This is a genomic window from Nocardioides sp. 503 (assembly GCF_004522095.1).
Taxonomy (GTDB): Bacteria; Actinomycetota; Actinomycetes; order Propionibacteriales; family Nocardioidaceae; genus Nocardioides.
The window spans coordinates 303904-319988 of the sequence record NZ_SPUI01000004.1; the positions used below are offsets into that span (position 1 = coordinate 303904).

Consider the following 16085-nt stretch of genomic DNA (forward strand, 5'->3'; position numbering starts at 1 on the left):
GGCGTGTCGGGTCAGGCGCCGAGGCGGCGGCGTCGGGCGGTCGCCCACCACAGCCCGCCCGCGGTGACGGCACCCCCGAGCGCCAGGACGGCGAGGGTGGGCTTCGCGGGAGGCAGCCGCAGGCGGCTGCGCAGCGCCACGGGCCGGGTGAAGACCAGGACCGGCCAGCCCTTTGACTGGGCGATCCGACGTAGCTCGCGGTCGGGGTTGACGGCGTGGGCGTGCCCGACCGCCTCCAGCATCGGTACGTCGGTGACCGAGTCGCTGTAGCCGTAGCTCTCCGCCAGGTCGTAGCCGACCTCCTCGGCCAGCCGGCGCATCGCGACCGCCTTCTCGCCGGCGTAGGCGTAGTAGTCGATCTCCCCGCTGTAGCGGCCGTCGACGATCTCCAGCTGCGAGGCGATGACCCGGTCGGCGCCGAGCATCTCCCCGATCGGCTCGACCAGCTCGCTGCCCGACGCGGACACGATCACGATGTCGCGGCCCGCGGCGCGGTGCTCCTCGATCAGCGACACCGCCTCGTCGTAGACCAGGGGGTCGACGATGTGGTGCAGGGTCTCGGCGACGATCTCGCGCACCGTGGCGACGTCCCAGCCCGCGCAGAGCTGCGACATGAACTGCCGCATCTTCTCCATCTGGTCGTGGTCGGCGCCGCCGACCATGTAGACGAACTGGGCGTACGTCGAGCGCAGCACGGCGCGTCGCGAGATCAGCCCTCCCGCCTGGAACGGCTTGGAGAAGGCGAACGTGCTCGACTTGGCGATGATCGTCTTGTCGAGGTCGAAGAAGGCCGCGGTCTGCGCCATGGGTCCATCGTAGGCGGCCGGTACGGGCCGCTCGGGACGCACAGGCGTGGGTTGCCGCATGGGTTGTCCACAGGCGGCGCGCGGCCCGGTTGCGGTGTCGGCGTGCGCGAGGACGCTGGTGCCATGACCTCTCCGCTCTTCGTGACCCGTGACGAGACCCTCCTCGACGAGCTGCTGCGCCTCGCGGCGGCCGCCGGGATCACCCCCGAGGTGGCCAGCGACTCCGGCGCCGCCCTCCGCTCCTGGACCTCCGCGCCCCTGGTGCTGGTGGGTGCGGACGCCGCGGAGGAGACGTCCCTGCTGGGGCCGACCCGCCGCCCCGGCGTGCACGTCGTGAGCTGGGGCCAGGTGCCCCACGAGCTGTTCCGCACGGCTCTGGCGCTCGGCGCCGAGAGTGTCACCGAGCTGCCGCGTTCCGACACCTGGCTGACCGAGACGCTGACCGACCTCGGCGACCAGGCGCCCGCGCGCAGCCTCGTCGTGGGGGTCGTGGGCGGCTCCGGGGGAGCCGGGGCCACCACCTTCGCCTGTGCGCTCGGCCAGGTCGCGGCCCACCGCGGCCACGCGGTGGTGATCGACTGCGACCCCCTGGGCCCGGGTGTCGACCGGGTGCTCGGCCTGGAGTCGCACGACGGCTTCCGGTGGGACGCGCTGTGCCAGACGACCGGCCGGCTGAGCGGTCGTGCGCTGCGCGAGGCGCTGCCCAAGCGCGGCTCGCTGGGCGTCCTGTCCTGGTACGCCGGCACGGCCGGCTCGCTGCAGGCCTTCGCCGTGCGCGAGGCGCTGTCCGCCGCCCGGCGGGGTCACGACGTCGTGGTCGTCGACCTGCCGCGCTCCGCGCCGCCCGTGCTCGAGGAGGTCGTGGCCCGCTGCGACCTGGTTCTCCTCGTGGTGCAGCCGACGGTGGCCGGTGTCGCCTCCGCCGCCCGGCTCGCGACCCAGCTGGGCCGCGGTCCGCAGCTGCGCCTCGTCGTGCGTGGACACGGCCTCGACCCGCGCGACGTGGCCAAGGCGACCGGGGTCCCGGTGCTGGCCGAGATGTCCGACCAGCGCGGCCTCGCCGAGGCGATCGACCTGGGGCTGGGCCCGGTGCGGTCCCGGCGCGGCCAGCTCGGGCGAGCGGCGGCCGACGTGCTCGACCGGGTCGCGGTGATGGGTCGCGCGGCGTGAGCGTCGACCCCGGTGCCGTCGGCCTGGTGCGCGACCGGCTGGCCCGCGAGCCCGGCGAGCTCACGCCGCACCGCGTGGCGGAGGCGCTGCGCACCGCCGGGCGGCCGGTCGGCGACGCGACCGTGCTCGCGGTCTACGAGACGCTGCGTCGCGACGTGGTCGGCGCCGGTCCGCTGGAGCCGCTGCTGCGGCTGCCGGACGTGACCGACGTGCTCGTCAACGGCGCCGGCCCGGTCTACCTCGACCGGGGTCGAGGTCTGGAGGTGACCGACGTGCGGCTGCCCGACGAGGACGCCGTACGCCGCCTGGCCCAACGCCTGGCCGGCGCCGCCGGCCGACGACTCGACGACGCCGCCCCCTTCGTCGACCTGCGCCTGGCCGACGGGACCCGCTTCCACGCGGTCCTCTCGCCCCTCGCTCGGCCCGGCACGCTGATCTCGCTCCGCGTCCCGCGGCGGCGGGTGTTCACCGTCGAGGAGCTGGTCGCGACGGGCTTCCTCACCGACGCGTCGGCGCGGCTGGTGCGGGCAGTGGTGTCGGCCCGGCTGGCGTTCCTGGTCAGTGGCGGCACGGGCACGGGCAAGACCACGCTGCTGGCCGCCCTGCTCTCGGTGGTCGCGCCCGCGGAGCGGCTGGTGCTCGTCGAGGACTCCTCCGAGCTGCGACCCGAGCACCCCCACGTCGTCGGGCTGGAGGCGAGGCCCGCCAACGTCGAGGGGTCGGGTCGCGTCGACGTGCGCTCGCTGGTGCGCCAGGCGCTGCGGATGCGGCCGGACCGGCTCGTCGTGGGGGAGGTGCGTGGGGCGGAGGTCGTCGACCTCCTCGCCGCCCTCAACACCGGTCACGAGGGCGGCTGCGGCACCCTGCACGCCAACTCCGCAGCCGACGTGCCGGCGCGCGTCGAGGCGCTCGCCCTCGCGGCCGGGCTCGGTCGGGCCGCGACCCACAGCCAGCTCGCGTCGGCGGTCGACGTCGTGCTCCACCTGGCCCGCGGGCGCGACGGGCGCCGCCGGCTCGCGGAGGTCGCCGTCCCGTGGCGGGGGACCGACGGGCTGGTCGCCATGGAGACCGCCGTCGAGGTCGACGCCGCCGGGGCCGCGCGCGCCGGGCCGGCCGAGGAGCACCTCGCCGCGCTGGTCGCGGCCCGCGCCGCATGACGGACCCCCGGTCCTGGGTCGCGGTGGCGGTCGTCGCCGCGGTCCTGGCGGTGCTCCTGGTCTGGCCGCCCGGTCCCGGGGCGCCGGGCCCGGCAGACGACGGCCGGCGACCCCGCTGGTGGTGGTGGACGGCGGCGGCGCCGGCAGCGGCGGTCGCGCTGCTGCCGGGGCAGGCGCTGGTCCTGGCGGTGCTGGCCGCCGGGGCGGGCGTCGCCGCGGTGGTGCTGCTGCGCGCCCGCCGCGACCGGGTGACGGCGCGGGCCACGTCGCACCGCGTGCTGGAGCTCTGCGAGCACCTCTCCTCCGACCTCGGGGTCGGTCAGCCGCCGGGCGCGGTGCTGGTCCGGGCCGCCGAGGAATGGCCGGTGGTCGCCCCCGTCGCCGAGGCGCACCGCATCGGCTCCGACGTGCCCGCCGCCTGGCGCGAGCTCGCCGGGCTGCGGGGAGCAGACGACCTGAGGCTGGTCGCGGCGGCGTGGCAGCTGACCCACCGCACCGGTGCCGGACTGGCCGATGCCGTCGACCGGGTGGCGCGCGGGCTACGCGCCGCCCAGACGACCCGCAGGATCGTCGACGGTGAGCTGGCCTCGGCGCGCGCCACCGCCCGTCTGGTCGCGGGGCTGCCGCTGCTGGCGCTGGCCATGGGCTCCGGCGCCGGCGGCGACCCGTGGGGGTTCCTCCTGGGTCGGCCGCTCGGCCTGGCCTGCCTGACCGCGGGCCTCGCGCTGGGCTTCGCCGGCCTGTGGTGGATCGAGGCGATCGCACGCGACGTGGAGCGCACGGCGTGACCTGGGTGGCGACGATCGCGGCCGCGCTGGCCGTCGTCCTGCTGCTCCCGGCGCTCGAGCGAGGGTCGGGACCGGCCGACGCTCCGCCTCTGCGGGCTTCGGGGGACGAGGCGTCGCGACGTTGGCGACCCGCCCTGGTGCTGCTCGCCGCCGTCGGGGTCGCGCTGTTCGTGGGCGGGACGGCGGGGCTGGTCGGCGGACCGGTCGCCGCGGTGGTGGCCTGGGTGGTGCTGGGGCGCAGCGAGCCGACCACCCTCCGCCGGCGCCGCGAGCGGGTCGCCCGCGAGCTGCCCCACGTGGTGACGCTCCTCGCGGCGGCCCTGCGCGCGGGAGCCACGCCCGCGGAGGCCACGCGCCTGGTCTGCCGCGCCCTGCCCGGGCCGGCGACCGAGCGGCTGCAGCGCGTCGTCGCCCACCTCGACCTCGGCGCCGACCCGGGCCAGGTGTGGTCCGAGGTCGCCCGTGAGCCGGGCCTGGCGCCGCTCGGACGTGTGCTGGCCCGGTCCCAGGCCACCGGCGCCTCGGTCGTGGTCGCCGTCGAGCGGCTCTCCGACGAGCTCGCGATGCAGGGGCGAGCGGCCGTCGAGGACCGCGCCCGCGCAGTCGGGGTCAAGGCGGCGCTGCCGCTCGGCCTGTGCCTGCTGCCGGCGTTCCTGCTGATCGGCATCGTGCCGCTGGTGGCCGGGCTGCTCGGCACCGTGACGCGGTGAGCGGCCACCTTCCGTCCACAGCCGTCGGCTCGGGCCTGCGCCCTGCACAGGCACCGGATCGACCCGACCCGGTTGTCGGCCGGGTCACCAATGCTCCTGACCAGACGGCCGCACCGCGGCCACCATCCTCAGGAGTGAGCACATGACGCACCGCAGCATCGCCCGACGCACCACCGACGAGCAGGGCATCACGACCGCCGAGTACGCCGTCGGCACGGCCGCCGGCGCCGGCCTGGCCGGCCTGCTCTACAAGCTGCTGACGGGCGGTTTCGGCGACCGGCTGCTCAAGACCCTGTTCGACCACGTGCTCGGCCTGCTGGGCATCGGATGAGGCGTCGCACCGAGCGCGGCGCCGTGACCGCCGAGCTCGCGCTCGGGCTGCCGCTGCTGGTCGCCGTGACGATCGGGCTGGTGTGGCTGCTGGCGGTCGGTGCGGCGCAGGTGCGCGCCGTCGACGCCGCCCGCGAGACGGCGCGGACGGCGGCCCGGGGCGACAGCGACGCCGAGGCGGTGGCGGCGGGCCAGCGCGTGGCCACGGCCGGCAGCCGGGTCTCGGTGAGTCGTCGCGACGGCCGGGTGGTGGCCGTCGCCTCGGGCCGGGTCGCGGGCCCCGGCGGCCTCTTCGGCTTCCTGCCGGGGGTCGAGGTGCGTGCCGAGGCCGTGGCCCTCGACGAGGGAGCCGGGCCATGACAGCTCGACGGCGGGCGCGCGGGTCACGGCGCGGCGAGGACGGTGCCGCGACCCTGTTCGCGGTGTCGTGCCTCGCCGTGCTGCTGGTGCTGGGGGCTGCCCTCGGCGTGGTCGCGGCCGTGGTCGTCGCCCACCGTCAGGCTCAGGCGGCGGCCGACCTCTCGGCGCTCGCCGGGGCGCAGGTGCTCGGTCGTGGCCGCGACCCGTGCGCGGCCGCAGACGAGGTCGCCGCCGCCAACGGCGCCCGGCTGGCCTCGTGCGTGGTGGCGGGGCGCGAGGTGCTCGTCGAGGTGACGGCGCCCGGACCGCGCTGGCTCGGGCAGGACACCGACCCGTCCGCGCAGGCCCGAGCAGGGCCGGCGCAGGTCACGACCACGCAGCACCGGCTGCCGACCTCGGCGACCGGAGCCGACCCCTAGTCGCCGACGGCCGCGAGGGCGCGGTCGAGCCACTCACCCAGGAGCCTGCGCTCGGCGCCGGACAGGCCGGGCAGGTCGGGGGCGAGGGCGGCCAGGGTGACGATCGCGGTCGTGAGCCGGTCATCGGCCTCGGGCACGGGGTCGGAGGAGAGGAGGTGGCCGGCCACGGCGTCGAAGAGGGCGTCGACCAGCCCGAGGTCCCGCTCGGCGACGGGCTTCTCGAGCAGCGCCAGCACGGTGCCGGTCCCGGCGGCGTGGATCATGTCGAGGGCGCGCGCCTCGTCGACGCGGAGCAGCCCCGCGGCCGCGAGGCGGTGGACCCGGGCGCGGAGCACCTCGATGCCGGCCACCGTCGCCGCGGACGGCTCGCGGCGTCCGGCGGCGTTGCTGATCAGCGCGTAGAGCCCGGGGTTAGCCAGTCCGAACTCCACGTGCAGTCGCCACCCGGCGCGCAGGTCGGTCACCGGGTCGAGGTCGGTGTCGGCGACCGCCGCCCGCTTGGCCGCGACGTAGGTCGCCATCACGTGCTCGGCCACCGCCTCCACCAGGCCGTCCTTGTCGCCGAACAGCCGGTAGATCGTGGGCGCCTGCACCCCGGCGGCCTGGGCCACCCCTCGGGTGGTGAGGGCGCCTGCGCCGTGCTCGTTCAGCAGCCGAGCCGCGGCGCCGACCACGCGGGCACGGACGTCGTCCTGGGTCGTCATGGCGTCGCCGGGCATGGAGCGATGGTATCGCTGCTGTGTTTCCAGTGGTATAACGGTGGTAACAAAAATATGTTACCGTCGATACTCACTGGAGGAACCATGCTCGTCATCACCGGCGCCACCGGACGACTCGGCTCGCGCATCGTGAAGCAGGTCCTGGCCCGGGTGCCCGCCGACACCGTCGCGGTCAGCGTGCGCGACCCGGCTGCCGCCGCGCACCTGGCCGAGCGCGGGGTCCGCGTCCGCGCGGGCGACTTCACCGATCCCGCGTCGCTGCGCAGCGCCTTCGAGGGCGCCTCCCGGGTGCTCGTCGTCTCGGCCGCCATCCGCGGCGACGCCGCCGTGGCGGCCAACCTCGCCGCGATCGACGCGGCACGCGAGTGCGGGGCGGAGCGGGTGCTCTACACCAGCCACCAGGCCTCGTCGCCCACCTCGCAGTTCCTGCCGCAGCACACCCATGCCGCCACGGAGGAGCACCTCGCGAGCGCGGGCCTCCCGTTCACCGCGCTGCGCAACGGCTTCTACGTCAGCACCCTCGAGCACTACCTCGGCGCCGCGGTCGAGACCGGCCGCCTCGAGCTGCCCGAGGACGGCCCCTTCTCGTGGACCCACCACGACGACCTCGCCGAGGCCGCCGCGCTCGCCCTGGTCGGGCCCGAGCAGGCAACCGGGCTGGACGGGATCACCCCACCCCTGACCGCGCCGGAGGTCCTCGACCTCGCCGGCGTCGCCGACGTCGTCGGCGAGGTCCTGGGCAGGGCGGTGACCCGCGTCGTCGTCACCGACGACGTCTGGCGGGCCGCGGCGGTCGAGCGGGGGATGCCGCCGTTCGCCGCCGACTTCACGCTGGGGATGTTCCGCGCGGCCCGGGCCGGTGAGTTCGCGGTCACCGACCCTGCGCTGGAGACGCTCCTGGGCCGGTCGGCGACCAGCGCGCGGTCCGCGATCGCCGAGATGTTCTCGGGCCAGGGGGAGTCCGGCGCGCGCTGAGCGGCGGCCCCGACGTGCCGGTCAGGCGTGCGGGCGGTCCCGGTCGTCGTCGTCGAGGTCGCGACGGCGCTCGGCGTCGGCGCGGTCGAGCTTCTCGTTGAGCTCGTTGAGCTTGTTGGTCTCGCGACGACGCGCCAGCTGCCGCTTCGCGCCGAACTTGGACACCGAGATCCCGAAGAGGATGGCCACGCCCGCGCCGACGCCGAGCAGGAACAGCAGCAGCGCTCCCACCTCGGTGCCGAGCAGCTCGAGCCTGCCGCCGTCGGTGAGCTCGGCGGTGAAGACGGCGGCGACGATCAACAGCGCACCGCCCGTGACGAGGAGCAGGCCCAGGATCAACATGGGGGGAGGCTACTGGACCGCGCGGGTCTCAGGGCTTTCCGAGCAGGACGTCGAGCAGCCGGGCCGCGCCGACCTTGTCGAGCGGGTTGTTCTGGTTGCCGCACTTGGGCGACTGGATGCACGACGGGCAGCCCTCGGCGCACTCGCAGGACGCGATGGCGTCGCGGGTGGCGCTCAACCAGGCGCGGGCCGCCTCGAAGCCCCGCTCGGAGAAGCCGGCTCCGCCCGGGTGGCCGTCGTAGACGAAGACGGTGAGCTGTCCGGTGTCGCCGTGCAGCGCGGTGGACACCCCGCCGATGTCCCAGCGGTCGCACGTCGCGAAGAGCGGCAGCAGGCCGATCGAGCAGTGCTCGGCGGCGTGGGCGGCCCCGGGCAGGTCGTGGGTGGTCAGGCCGGCCTCGGCGAGCAGGTCGTCCGGGACGGTCCACCAGACCGCGGTGGTGCGCAGCGCGCGCTCGGGGAGGTCGAGCAGCTCCTCGCCGATCACCTCTCCGCTGGGCTGGCGGCGCTTGAGGAAGGAGACGACCTGGTGCGAGACGTCGACCTCGCCGAGCGAGAGCCGGGAGCGGCCCCAGTCGTCGTGACGGTGCTCCTGGACGATCGTGATGTCGGTGATCTCGCGGGCCGACGTGGAGTAGCCGGGGTCGGCGCGCGACATGACCGCGACGTGCTCATCGAGGTCGAGGCTCTCCACCAGCCAGGTCTCGCCCCGGTGGACGTAGACGGCGCCCTCGTGGGCGGTGCTGTGGACCCGGCCGCCGTCGACGGTGCCGACGACCCGGCCGGTGGCGGCCTCGACGAGCTGGACCGGGGAGCCGCCCACCGACCGGATGTCGGTGAGGTCTGCGGCCCGGCGCCGGTCGGTCCAGAACCAGCCGCGGGGCCGGCGGCGCAGGAGACCGGCCGCCACCAGCCCCTCGACGACGTCGGGCGCGGTGTCACCGAAGAGCGGGAGGTCCTGCTCGGTGAGCGGGATCTCCTGGGCGGCGGCGCAGAGGTGGGGGCCCAGGACGTAGGGGTTGTCGGGGTCGAACACCGTCGCCTCGACCGGGCGCCCGAAGAGCGCCTCGGGGTGGTGGACGAGGTAGGTGTCGAGGGGGTCGTCGCGCGCCACGAGGATGCCGAGGGCGTCCTGGGCGCCACGACCGGCGCGGCCCACCTGCTGCCACATGGCGGCCCGGGTGCCGGGGAAGCCGGCCATCAGCACGGCGTCCAGCCCGCTGATGTCGATGCCGAGCTCGAGGGCGTTGGTGGCGGCCAGGCCCAGGAGCTCGCCGTCGCGCAGCGAGCGCTCGAGGGCCCGGCGCTCCTCCGGCAGGTAGCCGCCGCGATAGGCGGCGACCCGGCGCGGCAGGGACGGGTCGACCTCGGCGAGCAGGTCGGCGGCCGTCAGCGCCACCTGCTCCGCGCCGCGACGCGACCGCACGAAGGCGAGGGTGCGCACGTCCTCGGCCACGAGGTCGGCGAGCAGGTCGGCGCACTCCGAGGAGGCGGCGCGGCGCACCGGGGCGCCGTTCTCGCCGGCGTAGGAGGTGAACGGCGGCTCCCACAAAGCCAGTGACACCTCCCCGTGCGGGGAGCCGTCGTCGGTCACCGCGCGCACGGGCAGGCCGGTGAGCCGGCCCGCCGCCGTCGCGGGCTCGGCCACGGTGGCCGACGCCAGCACGAACGTCGGGTCCGCGCCGTAGTGGGCGCAGATCCGGCGCAGCCGCCGCAGCACCTGGCTGACGTGGGCGCCGAACACCCCGCGGTAGTGGTGGCACTCGTCGACCACGACGTAGCGCAGCGAGCCCAGGAACGCCGACCAGCGGGCGTGGCCCGGCAGCAGCGAGCGGTGCAGCATGTCGGGGTTGGACAGGACGTACTCGGCGTGGTCGCGCGCCCAGTCGCGCTGGTCGCGGCTGCTGTCGCCGTCGTGGGTCGTGACCCGGACGTCGAGGCCCAGGGACGTCAGCCCGGTGAGCTGGTCCTGGGCGAGCGCCTTGGTGGGCGCGAGGTAGAGCACGGTGGCGCCGCGCTGCCCGCGGCGCCCGCGCGAGGTGCGGACGTCGGTCAGCGCCGGCAGCTGGTAGGCCAGCGACTTGCCCGAGGCCGTGCCGGTCGAGAGCACGACGTGCTCGCCCCGGTGTGCCGCGTCGGCCGCCTCCACCTGGTGGCGCCAGGGCCGCGACACGCCACGGGCCCCGAACGCGGCCCGCACGTCCTCGGCGACCCACGCCGGCCACTCGGCGGCGACGGCGGCGCGCGCGGGCAGCGTCTCGAGGTGGGTGAGCCGGCCCTCGCGGCCCGGCACGTCGACCAGTCGCCGCAGTCGCTCGGATCCGCTGCGGGCGCGGGACGAGGCGGTCGAGGTCACCTGTCCAGTGTCGCAAAGACCACCGACATCGCGGCCGGACCGGGGCGTTGACGACGGTGCTCGGTGCCGCTGCGGAGGCCGATCGGGGGCCTCGGTTGAAAACGACTCTTTACTTCTTTGTGCAGGTGACCGGTCGGCGTGGTTTCATATTCCTGGCCGAGTGTCGGGGAGGCCGCCCGATCTTGGTGTCTTGAACTCGGTGCCTTCTGGGAGAGAACGTGGATCTGACTCTTGATACTCGCGAGGTCGGTGGTCGCACCATCGTGGCCGTCGGCGGCGAGATCGACGTCTACACGGCTCCCAAGCTGCGCGACCGCATCACCGAGCTGGTCGCCGACGGCGTCTACGACCTGGTGATCGACATGGAGGCCGTGGAGTTCCTCGACTCCACCGGCCTGGGCGTCCTCGTGGGCGGCCTGAAGAAGGTCCGTGCCCACGACGGCTCGCTCCAGCTGGTGTGCAACCAGGACCGCCTCCTCAAGATCTTCCGCATCACCGGCCTCGCCAAGGTCTTCGTCATCCACGAGTCCGCCGAGGCGGCGCTGGCCTGAGCGCCACCCCGCGACGCACTCGTCGCGGCCGAGGAGTTTCACCGGGTACCCGGTGAAACTCACGCTTCCCGTACGAAGCTTCATGCCGAGAGCGTGAGTTTCCGGCGGGCACTGGGACGCGAGGGGCGTACGGGGACGCCGCGGGGCACCTGGCCCTCGCGCCGCTCAGCCGAACCCCGTCGTGGTCGAGCAGCCGCGCGCCGCTCGCGCAGTGGCGTGTCTCACACCTGGTCCCCCTGAGCGCCGCTTGCGTGCGTAGACTCCGGCACGTTCGTGACCTGAGCCACATCCCTGGCTCCCACTGATCTCTCGCAGGAGGACGCACATGGCCGGGATTCATCCCGCTGTCGTGGAGCTTTCCGGCGGCAACCTCGTCCTGGTCCTCGTCGTCGCCCTGATCGCGCTCGGCGCGTTGGGCATGGCGTTCATGTTCCGCCAGGAAGTGCTTGCTGCCGGTGAAGGCACCGACAACATGAAGAACATCGCTCAGGCCATCCAGGAGGGCGCCAACGCCTACCTGACCCGGCAGTTCCGCACGCTCGCGATCTTCGCCGCCATCGCGTTCTTCGCGCTGCTGGCGCTGCCCGCCGACGACGTGGCGGTCCGCATCGGCCGCTCGATCTTCTTCCTCGCCGGGGCCGGCTTCTCGGCCGCGGTGGGCTACCTCGGCATGAACCTCGCGGTGCGCGCCAACCTCCGCGTCGCCGCCGCGGCCAACGAGCCCGGCGGCCGCGAGCCCGCCATGACGATCGGCCTGCGCACCGGCGCGATGGTCGGCATGCTCACCGTCGGCCTCGGCCTGCTCGGCGCCAGCATCGTCGTGCTGCTCTTCAAGGACGAGGCGCCCCACGTGCTCGAGGGCTTCGGCTTCGGTGCCGCGCTGCTCGCCATGTTCATGCGCGTCGGCGGCGGCATCTTCACCAAGGCCGCCGACGTCGGCGCCGACCTGGTCGGCAAGGTCGAGCAGAACATCCCCGAGGACGACCCGCGCAACGCCGCGACCATCGCCGACAACGTGGGCGACAACGTCGGTGACTGCGCCGGCATGGCCGCCGACCTCTTCGAGTCGTACGCCGTCACGCTGGTCGCCGCGCTGATCCTCGGCTCGCAGGCGTTCGGTGACGCCGGCCTGGTCTACCCGCTGCTGATCCCCGCCATCGGCGCGCTGACGGCCGTCGCGGGCGTCTACCTCACCAAGCCCAAGGCCGGTGAGAACGGCCTGACCACGATCAACCGCGCCTTCTACATCACCGCCGGCGTGGCCGCCCTCGCCTCGGTCGTCCTGTCGTTCCTCTACCTGCCGGGCAGCTTCGGCGAGTTCGAGAACGTCCAGGGCGTCGACATGGCCGGCGCCGAGGGCGACCCGCGGGTCATCGCCTCGCTCGCCGTCGTCATCGGCATCGTCATGGCCGCCGGCATCCTCGCGCTGACCGGCTACTTCACCGGCACCGAGTACAAGCCGGTGAAGGACGTCGGCAAGACCTCGCTCACCGGCGCGGCCACGGTGATCCTGTCGGGTCTCTCGGTCGGCTTCGAGTCGGCGGTCTACACCACGCTCGTCATCGGCGCCGCTGTCTTCGGGGCCTACCTGCTGGGCGGTGCCACCCTGACCGTCTCGCTGTTCGCGGTCGCGCTCGCCGGCTGCGGCCTGCTGACCACGGTCGGCGTCATCGTCGCGATGGACACGTTCGGCCCGGTCTCCGACAACGCCCAGGGCGTCGCGGAGATGTCCGGCGACGTCAGCCCGGAGGGCGCCCAGATCCTCACCGAGCTCGACGCGGTCGGCAACACGACCAAGGCCATCACCAAGGGCATCGCCATCGCCACGGCGGTGCTCGCGGCCACGGCGCTCTTCGGCTCCTACGCGACCTCCGTCGCCGAGGCCGTCGAGGACGCCAACATCGCCAGCGACGAGTTCCTGAGCTTCCAGGTCTTCGACCCCGCGGTCCTCGTCGGCATCCTGCTCGGCGCGGCCGTGGTCTTCCTCTTCTCCGGCCTCGCGATCAACGCCGTGGCCCGCGCCGCCGGCGCGGTCGTCTACGAGGTCCGTCGCCAGTTCCGCGAGATCCCCGGGATCATGGAGGGCACCGGCCGGCCGGAGTACGGCAAGGTCGTCGACATCGTCACCAAGGACTCGCTGCGCGAGCTCATCACGCCCGGCATCCTCGCGGTCCTCGCCCCGATCGCCGTCGGCTTCGGCCTCGGCGTGACGGCGCTGGCCGGCTTCCTGGCCGGCGCCATCGGCACCGGCACCCTGATGGCGGTCTTCCTCGCCAACGCCGGTGGGGCCTGGGACAACGCCAAGAAGCTCGTCGAGGACGGCAACCACGGCGGCAAGGGCTCCGCGGCCCACGAGGCGACGATCATCGGCGACACCGTCGGCGACCCGTTCAAGGACACCGCCGGCCCGGCCATCAACCCGCTGATCAAGGTGATGAACCTGGTGTCGCTGCTGATCGCCAGTGCGGTGGTGTCCCTGAGCGTCGGCGAGGACCAGAACGACGCCGCGCGGATCGTGATCGCCCTGGTGGCGACGGCGATCATCGTCGGCGCGGTCTACATCTCCAAGCAGCGCGAGTCCGTGATGGGCGACGACGCCGGCACCCCGCCGACGGCGACACCCACGCAGCCGGTCGCCGGGGACCCCACGAGGCCCACCCCGACGGTCTGACAGCATCGCCCCGCTGACCCGCCCGAGACTTTCGGGCGGGTCAGCGGCGTCTGCGGTGAGTTTCGGGCGGGTCAGCAGTGGGTGCGAGGATGCTTCGGTGTCCTCTGATCGGATCGCGCTCATCTCGGACGTCCACGGCAACCTCACGGCGCTGGAGGCGGTGCTGGCCGACATCGACGCGCGGGGGATCACCCGGGTCTTCAACCTCGGCGACTACGTCGGCAAGGGTCCGCGCGGTCGCGAGGTCGTGGAGCGCTGCCAGGAGCGGTGCGAGGTGAACATCCTGGGCAACTGGGACGACTTCCTGTCCGACCCCGACCGCGAGTTCGACAACGACGACCTGCGGTGGTGGAACGACCAGCTCGGCCCCGGCCAGGGCGAGTGGCTGCGCGGGCTGCCGTTCTGCCACGACTTCCTGGTCAGCGGCCGGCAGACGAGGCTGATGCACGCGTCGGCGCAGACGGTGCACCGCCGGGTGCGCTACGTGCACGACGAGGCGGAGTTCCTGGGGCAGTTCGCCAACACGGCCGCCACCGGTGACGGGCCCGTGCCCGACCTCGTGGGGTACGCCGACACGCACGACCCGTTCTACGAGACCCAGCACGAGCGCCGCACGCTCTTCAACACCGGCAGCGTCGGCAACTGCATGGGCGACCCCACACCGCTCTACGTCGTCCTGGAGGGCGTCCTGGACAGCCCCGACCCGGCGCCGTTCTCGATCGCCTACGTCCGCGTCCCCTACGACGTCGAGGCCGAGCTCGCGGTCGCCCGGGAGATGGGCGTCCCGCAGCTCGCGGGCTACGAGGCCGAGCTCCGCCACGGTGTCTACCGCCACGACCTCGAGCGGCTCGGTCCGGACGGCCGGCTCTCGGAGTACTACCACGCACCCCAGGACAGGACCCCCGCATGAGCCTCGACTTCACCGCCCCGCTGCGCGACTCCCTCGAGCGGGCCGGCTTCACCTACGACGGTGTCGCCGACCTGCTCGGTCGCGAGGCGCACGACGCGCTCATGCGCAACGAGACCACGCCAGGCCGGCGGCGTACGACGGGTGGCAGCGCCGCCGAGACGCTGGTGCGCCTCTTCCTGCTGCAGGTGCCGGTGCCGCTGGCTGATGCGGAGCGGGCGCTGCCCGGCCAGGTCGACCGCCTGGCCGCGGAGGGGCTGCTGGAGCAGAGCGTGAGCGAGGTGGCGGCGCGCCTCGACATCCGCCCGTACGCCGCCGACGACACCGACCTGTGGGTCGTCAGCGACCTGACGCCGGGTCTCGACGGCGGCCCGCAGCGCGTCGGCGCCGACCACGTGCTCGGCATCAGCGGCGCGTCTTCGTCGCTGGCCCAGCTGACCCTGCGCCGCCCCGTGGCCCGCTCGCTCGACCTCGGCACCGGCTGCGGCGTCCAGGCGCTGCACCTGGCCGGGCACAGCGAGCGCGTGGTGGCCACGGACGTCAACGCCCGCGCCCTACGGCTGACCCGTCTCAACGCCGCGCTCAACGGCGTCGCCGACCGGGTCGAGGTCCGCGACGGCTCCTACTTCGAGCCGGTGGCCGGCGAGCGCTTCGACCTCATCGCCACCAACCCGCCGTTCGTGATCTCGCCCGGCACCGGCGAGCGGCTGGTCTACCGCGACTCCGGGCTGCCCGGCGACCGGGTGGTCGAGGACATCGTGCGGGCGGCGCCCGCCCACCTCACGGAGGGCGGCTGGTGCCAGGTGCTCGCCAACTGGGTGATCGCCCGCGACCAGCCCTGGGACGAGCGGCTCGAGGGCTGGCTGGCGGGCGACTGCGACGCGCTGGTGGTGCAGCGCGAGGTCCTCGACCCCGCGGCCTACGTCGAGCTGTGGCTCAAGGACGCCGGCCTGCACGGAGCGCCCGACTACCTCGACCGCTACGACACCTGGCTGTCGTGGTTCGACGACCAGGGCGTGGAGGCCATCGGCTTCGGCTGGGTCAACCTGCGCGCCAGCGGGGGCGGCGAGGTCCTCTCCGAGCTCCTCGACTGGCCCTACGAGGTGGAGCAGCCGATCGCACCGGCCATCGAGGCCTGGGGCGAGACCGTGCGTGCCGACGTGGGGCTCGACAGCCTGCTGGTGACGCGCGAGGACGTGCGCCAGGAGACCGTCGGCCCGGCCGGCGCCGAGGACCCCGAGGCGATCGTGCTGCGCCAGCAGCGGGGCCTGCGCCGGGCCCGCCAGGCCGACACGGTCGAGGCCGCGCTGGTCGGCGCTTGCGACGGCGACCTCACCCTGGGCCAGATCCTCGACGCCGTCGCCCAGCTCACCGGGGCCGACGCCGACCAGGTGCGCACGACCTACCTCCCGGTCGCGCGCGACCTGGTCCGCGAGGGGTTCCTGGACCTCGCCTGAGCGCGGTCAGGCCTCCGCGAGCAGCTCCGCGAGCTTGTCCGTGGCGCGGTAGCCCGGCGGCACGCCGTCGACGAGGCACGCGATCGACTCCGAGTGCTCGAGGCGGAGGGGGAGGATCTCCCGGTAGGCCGGCGAGTCGTACCACTCCTGGGCCGCAGCGCGGTCGGGGAAGGCGATGACGACGAGGTCGCCGTCCCAGACCCCCTCGAGGGCGGTGACGGGCCCGCCGTGCACCAGGAAGCGTCCGCCGTACGGCGCCAGCGTGGCGTCGATCCGGCCGATGTAGTCGATGATCTCCGCGCCGAGGTCGACCTCGCGCAGGTAGGCGAGGGCGTAGGCGGGGACGGGGGTGGTGGTCATGGCAGCT

The 16085-nt window shown here is 74.4% G+C and carries 17 protein-coding genes; 12 read left to right on the forward strand and 5 right to left on the reverse strand.

Annotation, left to right across the window (positions count from 1 at the left end):
• Positions 1–11: 11 nt before the first annotated feature.
• Entirely contained in the window at positions 12–806 is a 795-nt protein-coding gene (locus tag E4622_RS15270; RefSeq protein WP_134741076.1) for an HAD family hydrolase, read from the reverse strand.
• A 123-nt stretch (positions 807–929) separates the two neighbouring features.
• On the opposite strand from E4622_RS15270, the gene ssd reads away from it, so the two are divergent.
• The 7 genes from ssd (at position 930) to E4622_RS15305 (ending at position 5740) form a co-directional block, all read left to right on the forward strand.
• The gene (gene ssd, locus E4622_RS15275) at positions 930–1976 is read left to right on the forward strand and encodes a septum site-determining protein Ssd (RefSeq protein WP_134741077.1); all 1047 of its coding nucleotides are present in this window, start codon (positions 930–932) and stop codon (positions 1974–1976) included.
• Positions 1973–3133, forward strand: coding sequence for a TadA family conjugal transfer-associated ATPase (locus E4622_RS15280; protein ID WP_134741078.1), 1161 nt, complete (start codon positions 1973–1975; stop codon positions 3131–3133). The genes ssd and E4622_RS15280 overlap by 4 nt, the downstream gene beginning before the upstream one ends.
• Positions 3130–3921, forward strand: coding sequence for a type II secretion system protein (locus E4622_RS15285; protein WP_134741079.1), 792 nt, complete (start codon positions 3130–3132; stop codon positions 3919–3921). Before E4622_RS15280 ends, E4622_RS15285 begins: the two co-directional genes overlap by 4 nt.
• Entirely contained in the window at positions 3918–4631 is a 714-nt protein-coding gene (locus E4622_RS15290) for a type II secretion system F family protein (RefSeq protein WP_245156052.1), read from the forward strand. The genes E4622_RS15285 and E4622_RS15290 overlap by 4 nt, the downstream gene beginning before the upstream one ends.
• Positions 4632–4773: 142 nt before the next feature.
• Positions 4774–4962 (forward strand): DUF4244 domain-containing protein, encoded by a 189-nt coding sequence (locus tag E4622_RS15295; RefSeq protein ID WP_134741080.1) that lies wholly within the window; start codon positions 4774–4776, stop codon positions 4960–4962.
• Complete coding sequence (locus E4622_RS15300; protein ID WP_134741081.1) at positions 4959–5321, forward strand: TadE family type IV pilus minor pilin; 363 nt, start codon at positions 4959–4961, stop codon at positions 5319–5321. The genes E4622_RS15295 and E4622_RS15300 overlap by 4 nt, the downstream gene beginning before the upstream one ends.
• On the forward strand, positions 5318–5740 hold the full coding sequence (locus E4622_RS15305; protein ID WP_134741082.1) for an Rv3654c family TadE-like protein: 423 nt from the start codon (positions 5318–5320) through the stop codon (positions 5738–5740). Before E4622_RS15300 ends, E4622_RS15305 begins: the two co-directional genes overlap by 4 nt.
• Here the strand turns inward: E4622_RS15305 and E4622_RS15310 are convergent.
• Positions 5737–6459 (reverse strand): TetR/AcrR family transcriptional regulator, encoded by a 723-nt coding sequence (locus E4622_RS15310; protein ID WP_209021965.1) that lies wholly within the window; start codon positions 6457–6459, stop codon positions 5737–5739. The two genes, E4622_RS15305 and E4622_RS15310, sit on opposite strands and share 4 nt — an antisense overlap.
• 84 nt (positions 6460–6543) lie before the next feature.
• Between E4622_RS15310 and E4622_RS15315 the strand changes: the two genes are divergently transcribed.
• The gene (locus E4622_RS15315; protein WP_134741083.1) at positions 6544–7434 is read left to right on the forward strand and encodes an NAD(P)H-binding protein; all 891 of its coding nucleotides are present in this window, start codon (positions 6544–6546) and stop codon (positions 7432–7434) included.
• Positions 7435–7455: 21 nt separating this feature from the next.
• Here the strand turns inward: E4622_RS15315 and E4622_RS15320 are convergent, their stop codons facing one another.
• Together E4622_RS15320 and E4622_RS15325 are read right to left on the reverse strand one after the other, a co-directional pair.
• The gene (locus tag E4622_RS15320) at positions 7456–7776 is read right to left on the reverse strand and encodes a hypothetical protein (RefSeq protein WP_134741084.1); all 321 of its coding nucleotides are present in this window, start codon (positions 7774–7776) and stop codon (positions 7456–7458) included.
• 28 nt (positions 7777–7804) lie between these two features.
• Complete coding sequence (locus tag E4622_RS15325) at positions 7805–10132, reverse strand: DEAD/DEAH box helicase (protein ID WP_134741085.1); 2328 nt, start codon at positions 10130–10132, stop codon at positions 7805–7807.
• Positions 10133–10350: 218 nt separating this feature from the next.
• On the opposite strand from E4622_RS15325, the gene E4622_RS15330 reads away from it, so the two are divergent.
• The 4 genes from E4622_RS15330 to E4622_RS15345 all read left to right on the forward strand — a co-directional run bounded on the left by E4622_RS15330 (position 10351) and on the right by E4622_RS15345 (position 15718).
• A complete protein-coding gene (locus tag E4622_RS15330) occupies positions 10351–10683 on the forward strand; it encodes an anti-sigma factor antagonist (protein ID WP_134741086.1) in 333 nt (110 codons plus the stop codon).
• 325 nt (positions 10684–11008) lie between these two features.
• The gene (locus E4622_RS15335; RefSeq protein WP_134741087.1) at positions 11009–13354 is read left to right on the forward strand and encodes a sodium-translocating pyrophosphatase; all 2346 of its coding nucleotides are present in this window, start codon (positions 11009–11011) and stop codon (positions 13352–13354) included.
• A gap of 97 nt (positions 13355–13451) precedes the next feature.
• Positions 13452–14264 (forward strand): metallophosphoesterase family protein, encoded by an 813-nt coding sequence (locus tag E4622_RS15340; RefSeq protein ID WP_134741088.1) that lies wholly within the window; start codon positions 13452–13454, stop codon positions 14262–14264.
• The gene (locus E4622_RS15345; protein ID WP_134741089.1) at positions 14261–15718 is read left to right on the forward strand and encodes a class I SAM-dependent methyltransferase; all 1458 of its coding nucleotides are present in this window, start codon (positions 14261–14263) and stop codon (positions 15716–15718) included. The genes E4622_RS15340 and E4622_RS15345 overlap by 4 nt, the downstream gene beginning before the upstream one ends.
• A gap of 6 nt (positions 15719–15724) precedes the next feature.
• On the opposite strand, the gene E4622_RS15350 is transcribed toward E4622_RS15345, so the two are convergent.
• A complete protein-coding gene (locus E4622_RS15350) occupies positions 15725–16078 on the reverse strand; it encodes a DUF1330 domain-containing protein (RefSeq protein WP_134741090.1) in 354 nt (117 codons plus the stop codon).
• Positions 16079–16085: the final 7 nt, after the last annotated feature.

Bases quoted from the DNA above. Each gene is read 5' to 3' on its own strand.
- E4622_RS15270 (WP_134741076.1), bottom strand. From the start codon at position 806: ATGGCGCAGACCGCGGCCTTCTTCGACCTCGACAAGACGATCATCGCC.
- E4622_RS15310 (WP_209021965.1), bottom strand. From the start codon at position 6,459: ATGCCCGGCGACGCCATGACGACCCAGGACGACGTCCGTGCCCGCGTG.
- E4622_RS15295 (WP_134741080.1), top strand. From the start codon at position 4,774: ATGACGCACCGCAGCATCGCCCGACGCACCACCGACGAGCAGGGCATC.
- ssd (WP_134741077.1), top strand. From the start codon at position 930: ATGACCTCTCCGCTCTTCGTGACCCGTGACGAGACCCTCCTCGACGAG.
- E4622_RS15350 (WP_134741090.1), bottom strand. From the start codon at position 16,078: ATGACCACCACCCCCGTCCCCGCCTACGCCCTCGCCTACCTGCGCGAG.
- E4622_RS15285 (WP_134741079.1), top strand. From the start codon at position 3,130: ATGACGGACCCCCGGTCCTGGGTCGCGGTGGCGGTCGTCGCCGCGGTC.
- E4622_RS15320 (WP_134741084.1), bottom strand. From the start codon at position 7,776: ATGTTGATCCTGGGCCTGCTCCTCGTCACGGGCGGTGCGCTGTTGATC.
- E4622_RS15335 (WP_134741087.1), top strand. From the start codon at position 11,009: ATGGCCGGGATTCATCCCGCTGTCGTGGAGCTTTCCGGCGGCAACCTC.
- E4622_RS15305 (WP_134741082.1), top strand. From the start codon at position 5,318: ATGACAGCTCGACGGCGGGCGCGCGGGTCACGGCGCGGCGAGGACGGT.
- E4622_RS15315 (WP_134741083.1), top strand. From the start codon at position 6,544: ATGCTCGTCATCACCGGCGCCACCGGACGACTCGGCTCGCGCATCGTG.
- E4622_RS15345 (WP_134741089.1), top strand. From the start codon at position 14,261: ATGAGCCTCGACTTCACCGCCCCGCTGCGCGACTCCCTCGAGCGGGCC.
- E4622_RS15300 (WP_134741081.1), top strand. From the start codon at position 4,959: ATGAGGCGTCGCACCGAGCGCGGCGCCGTGACCGCCGAGCTCGCGCTC.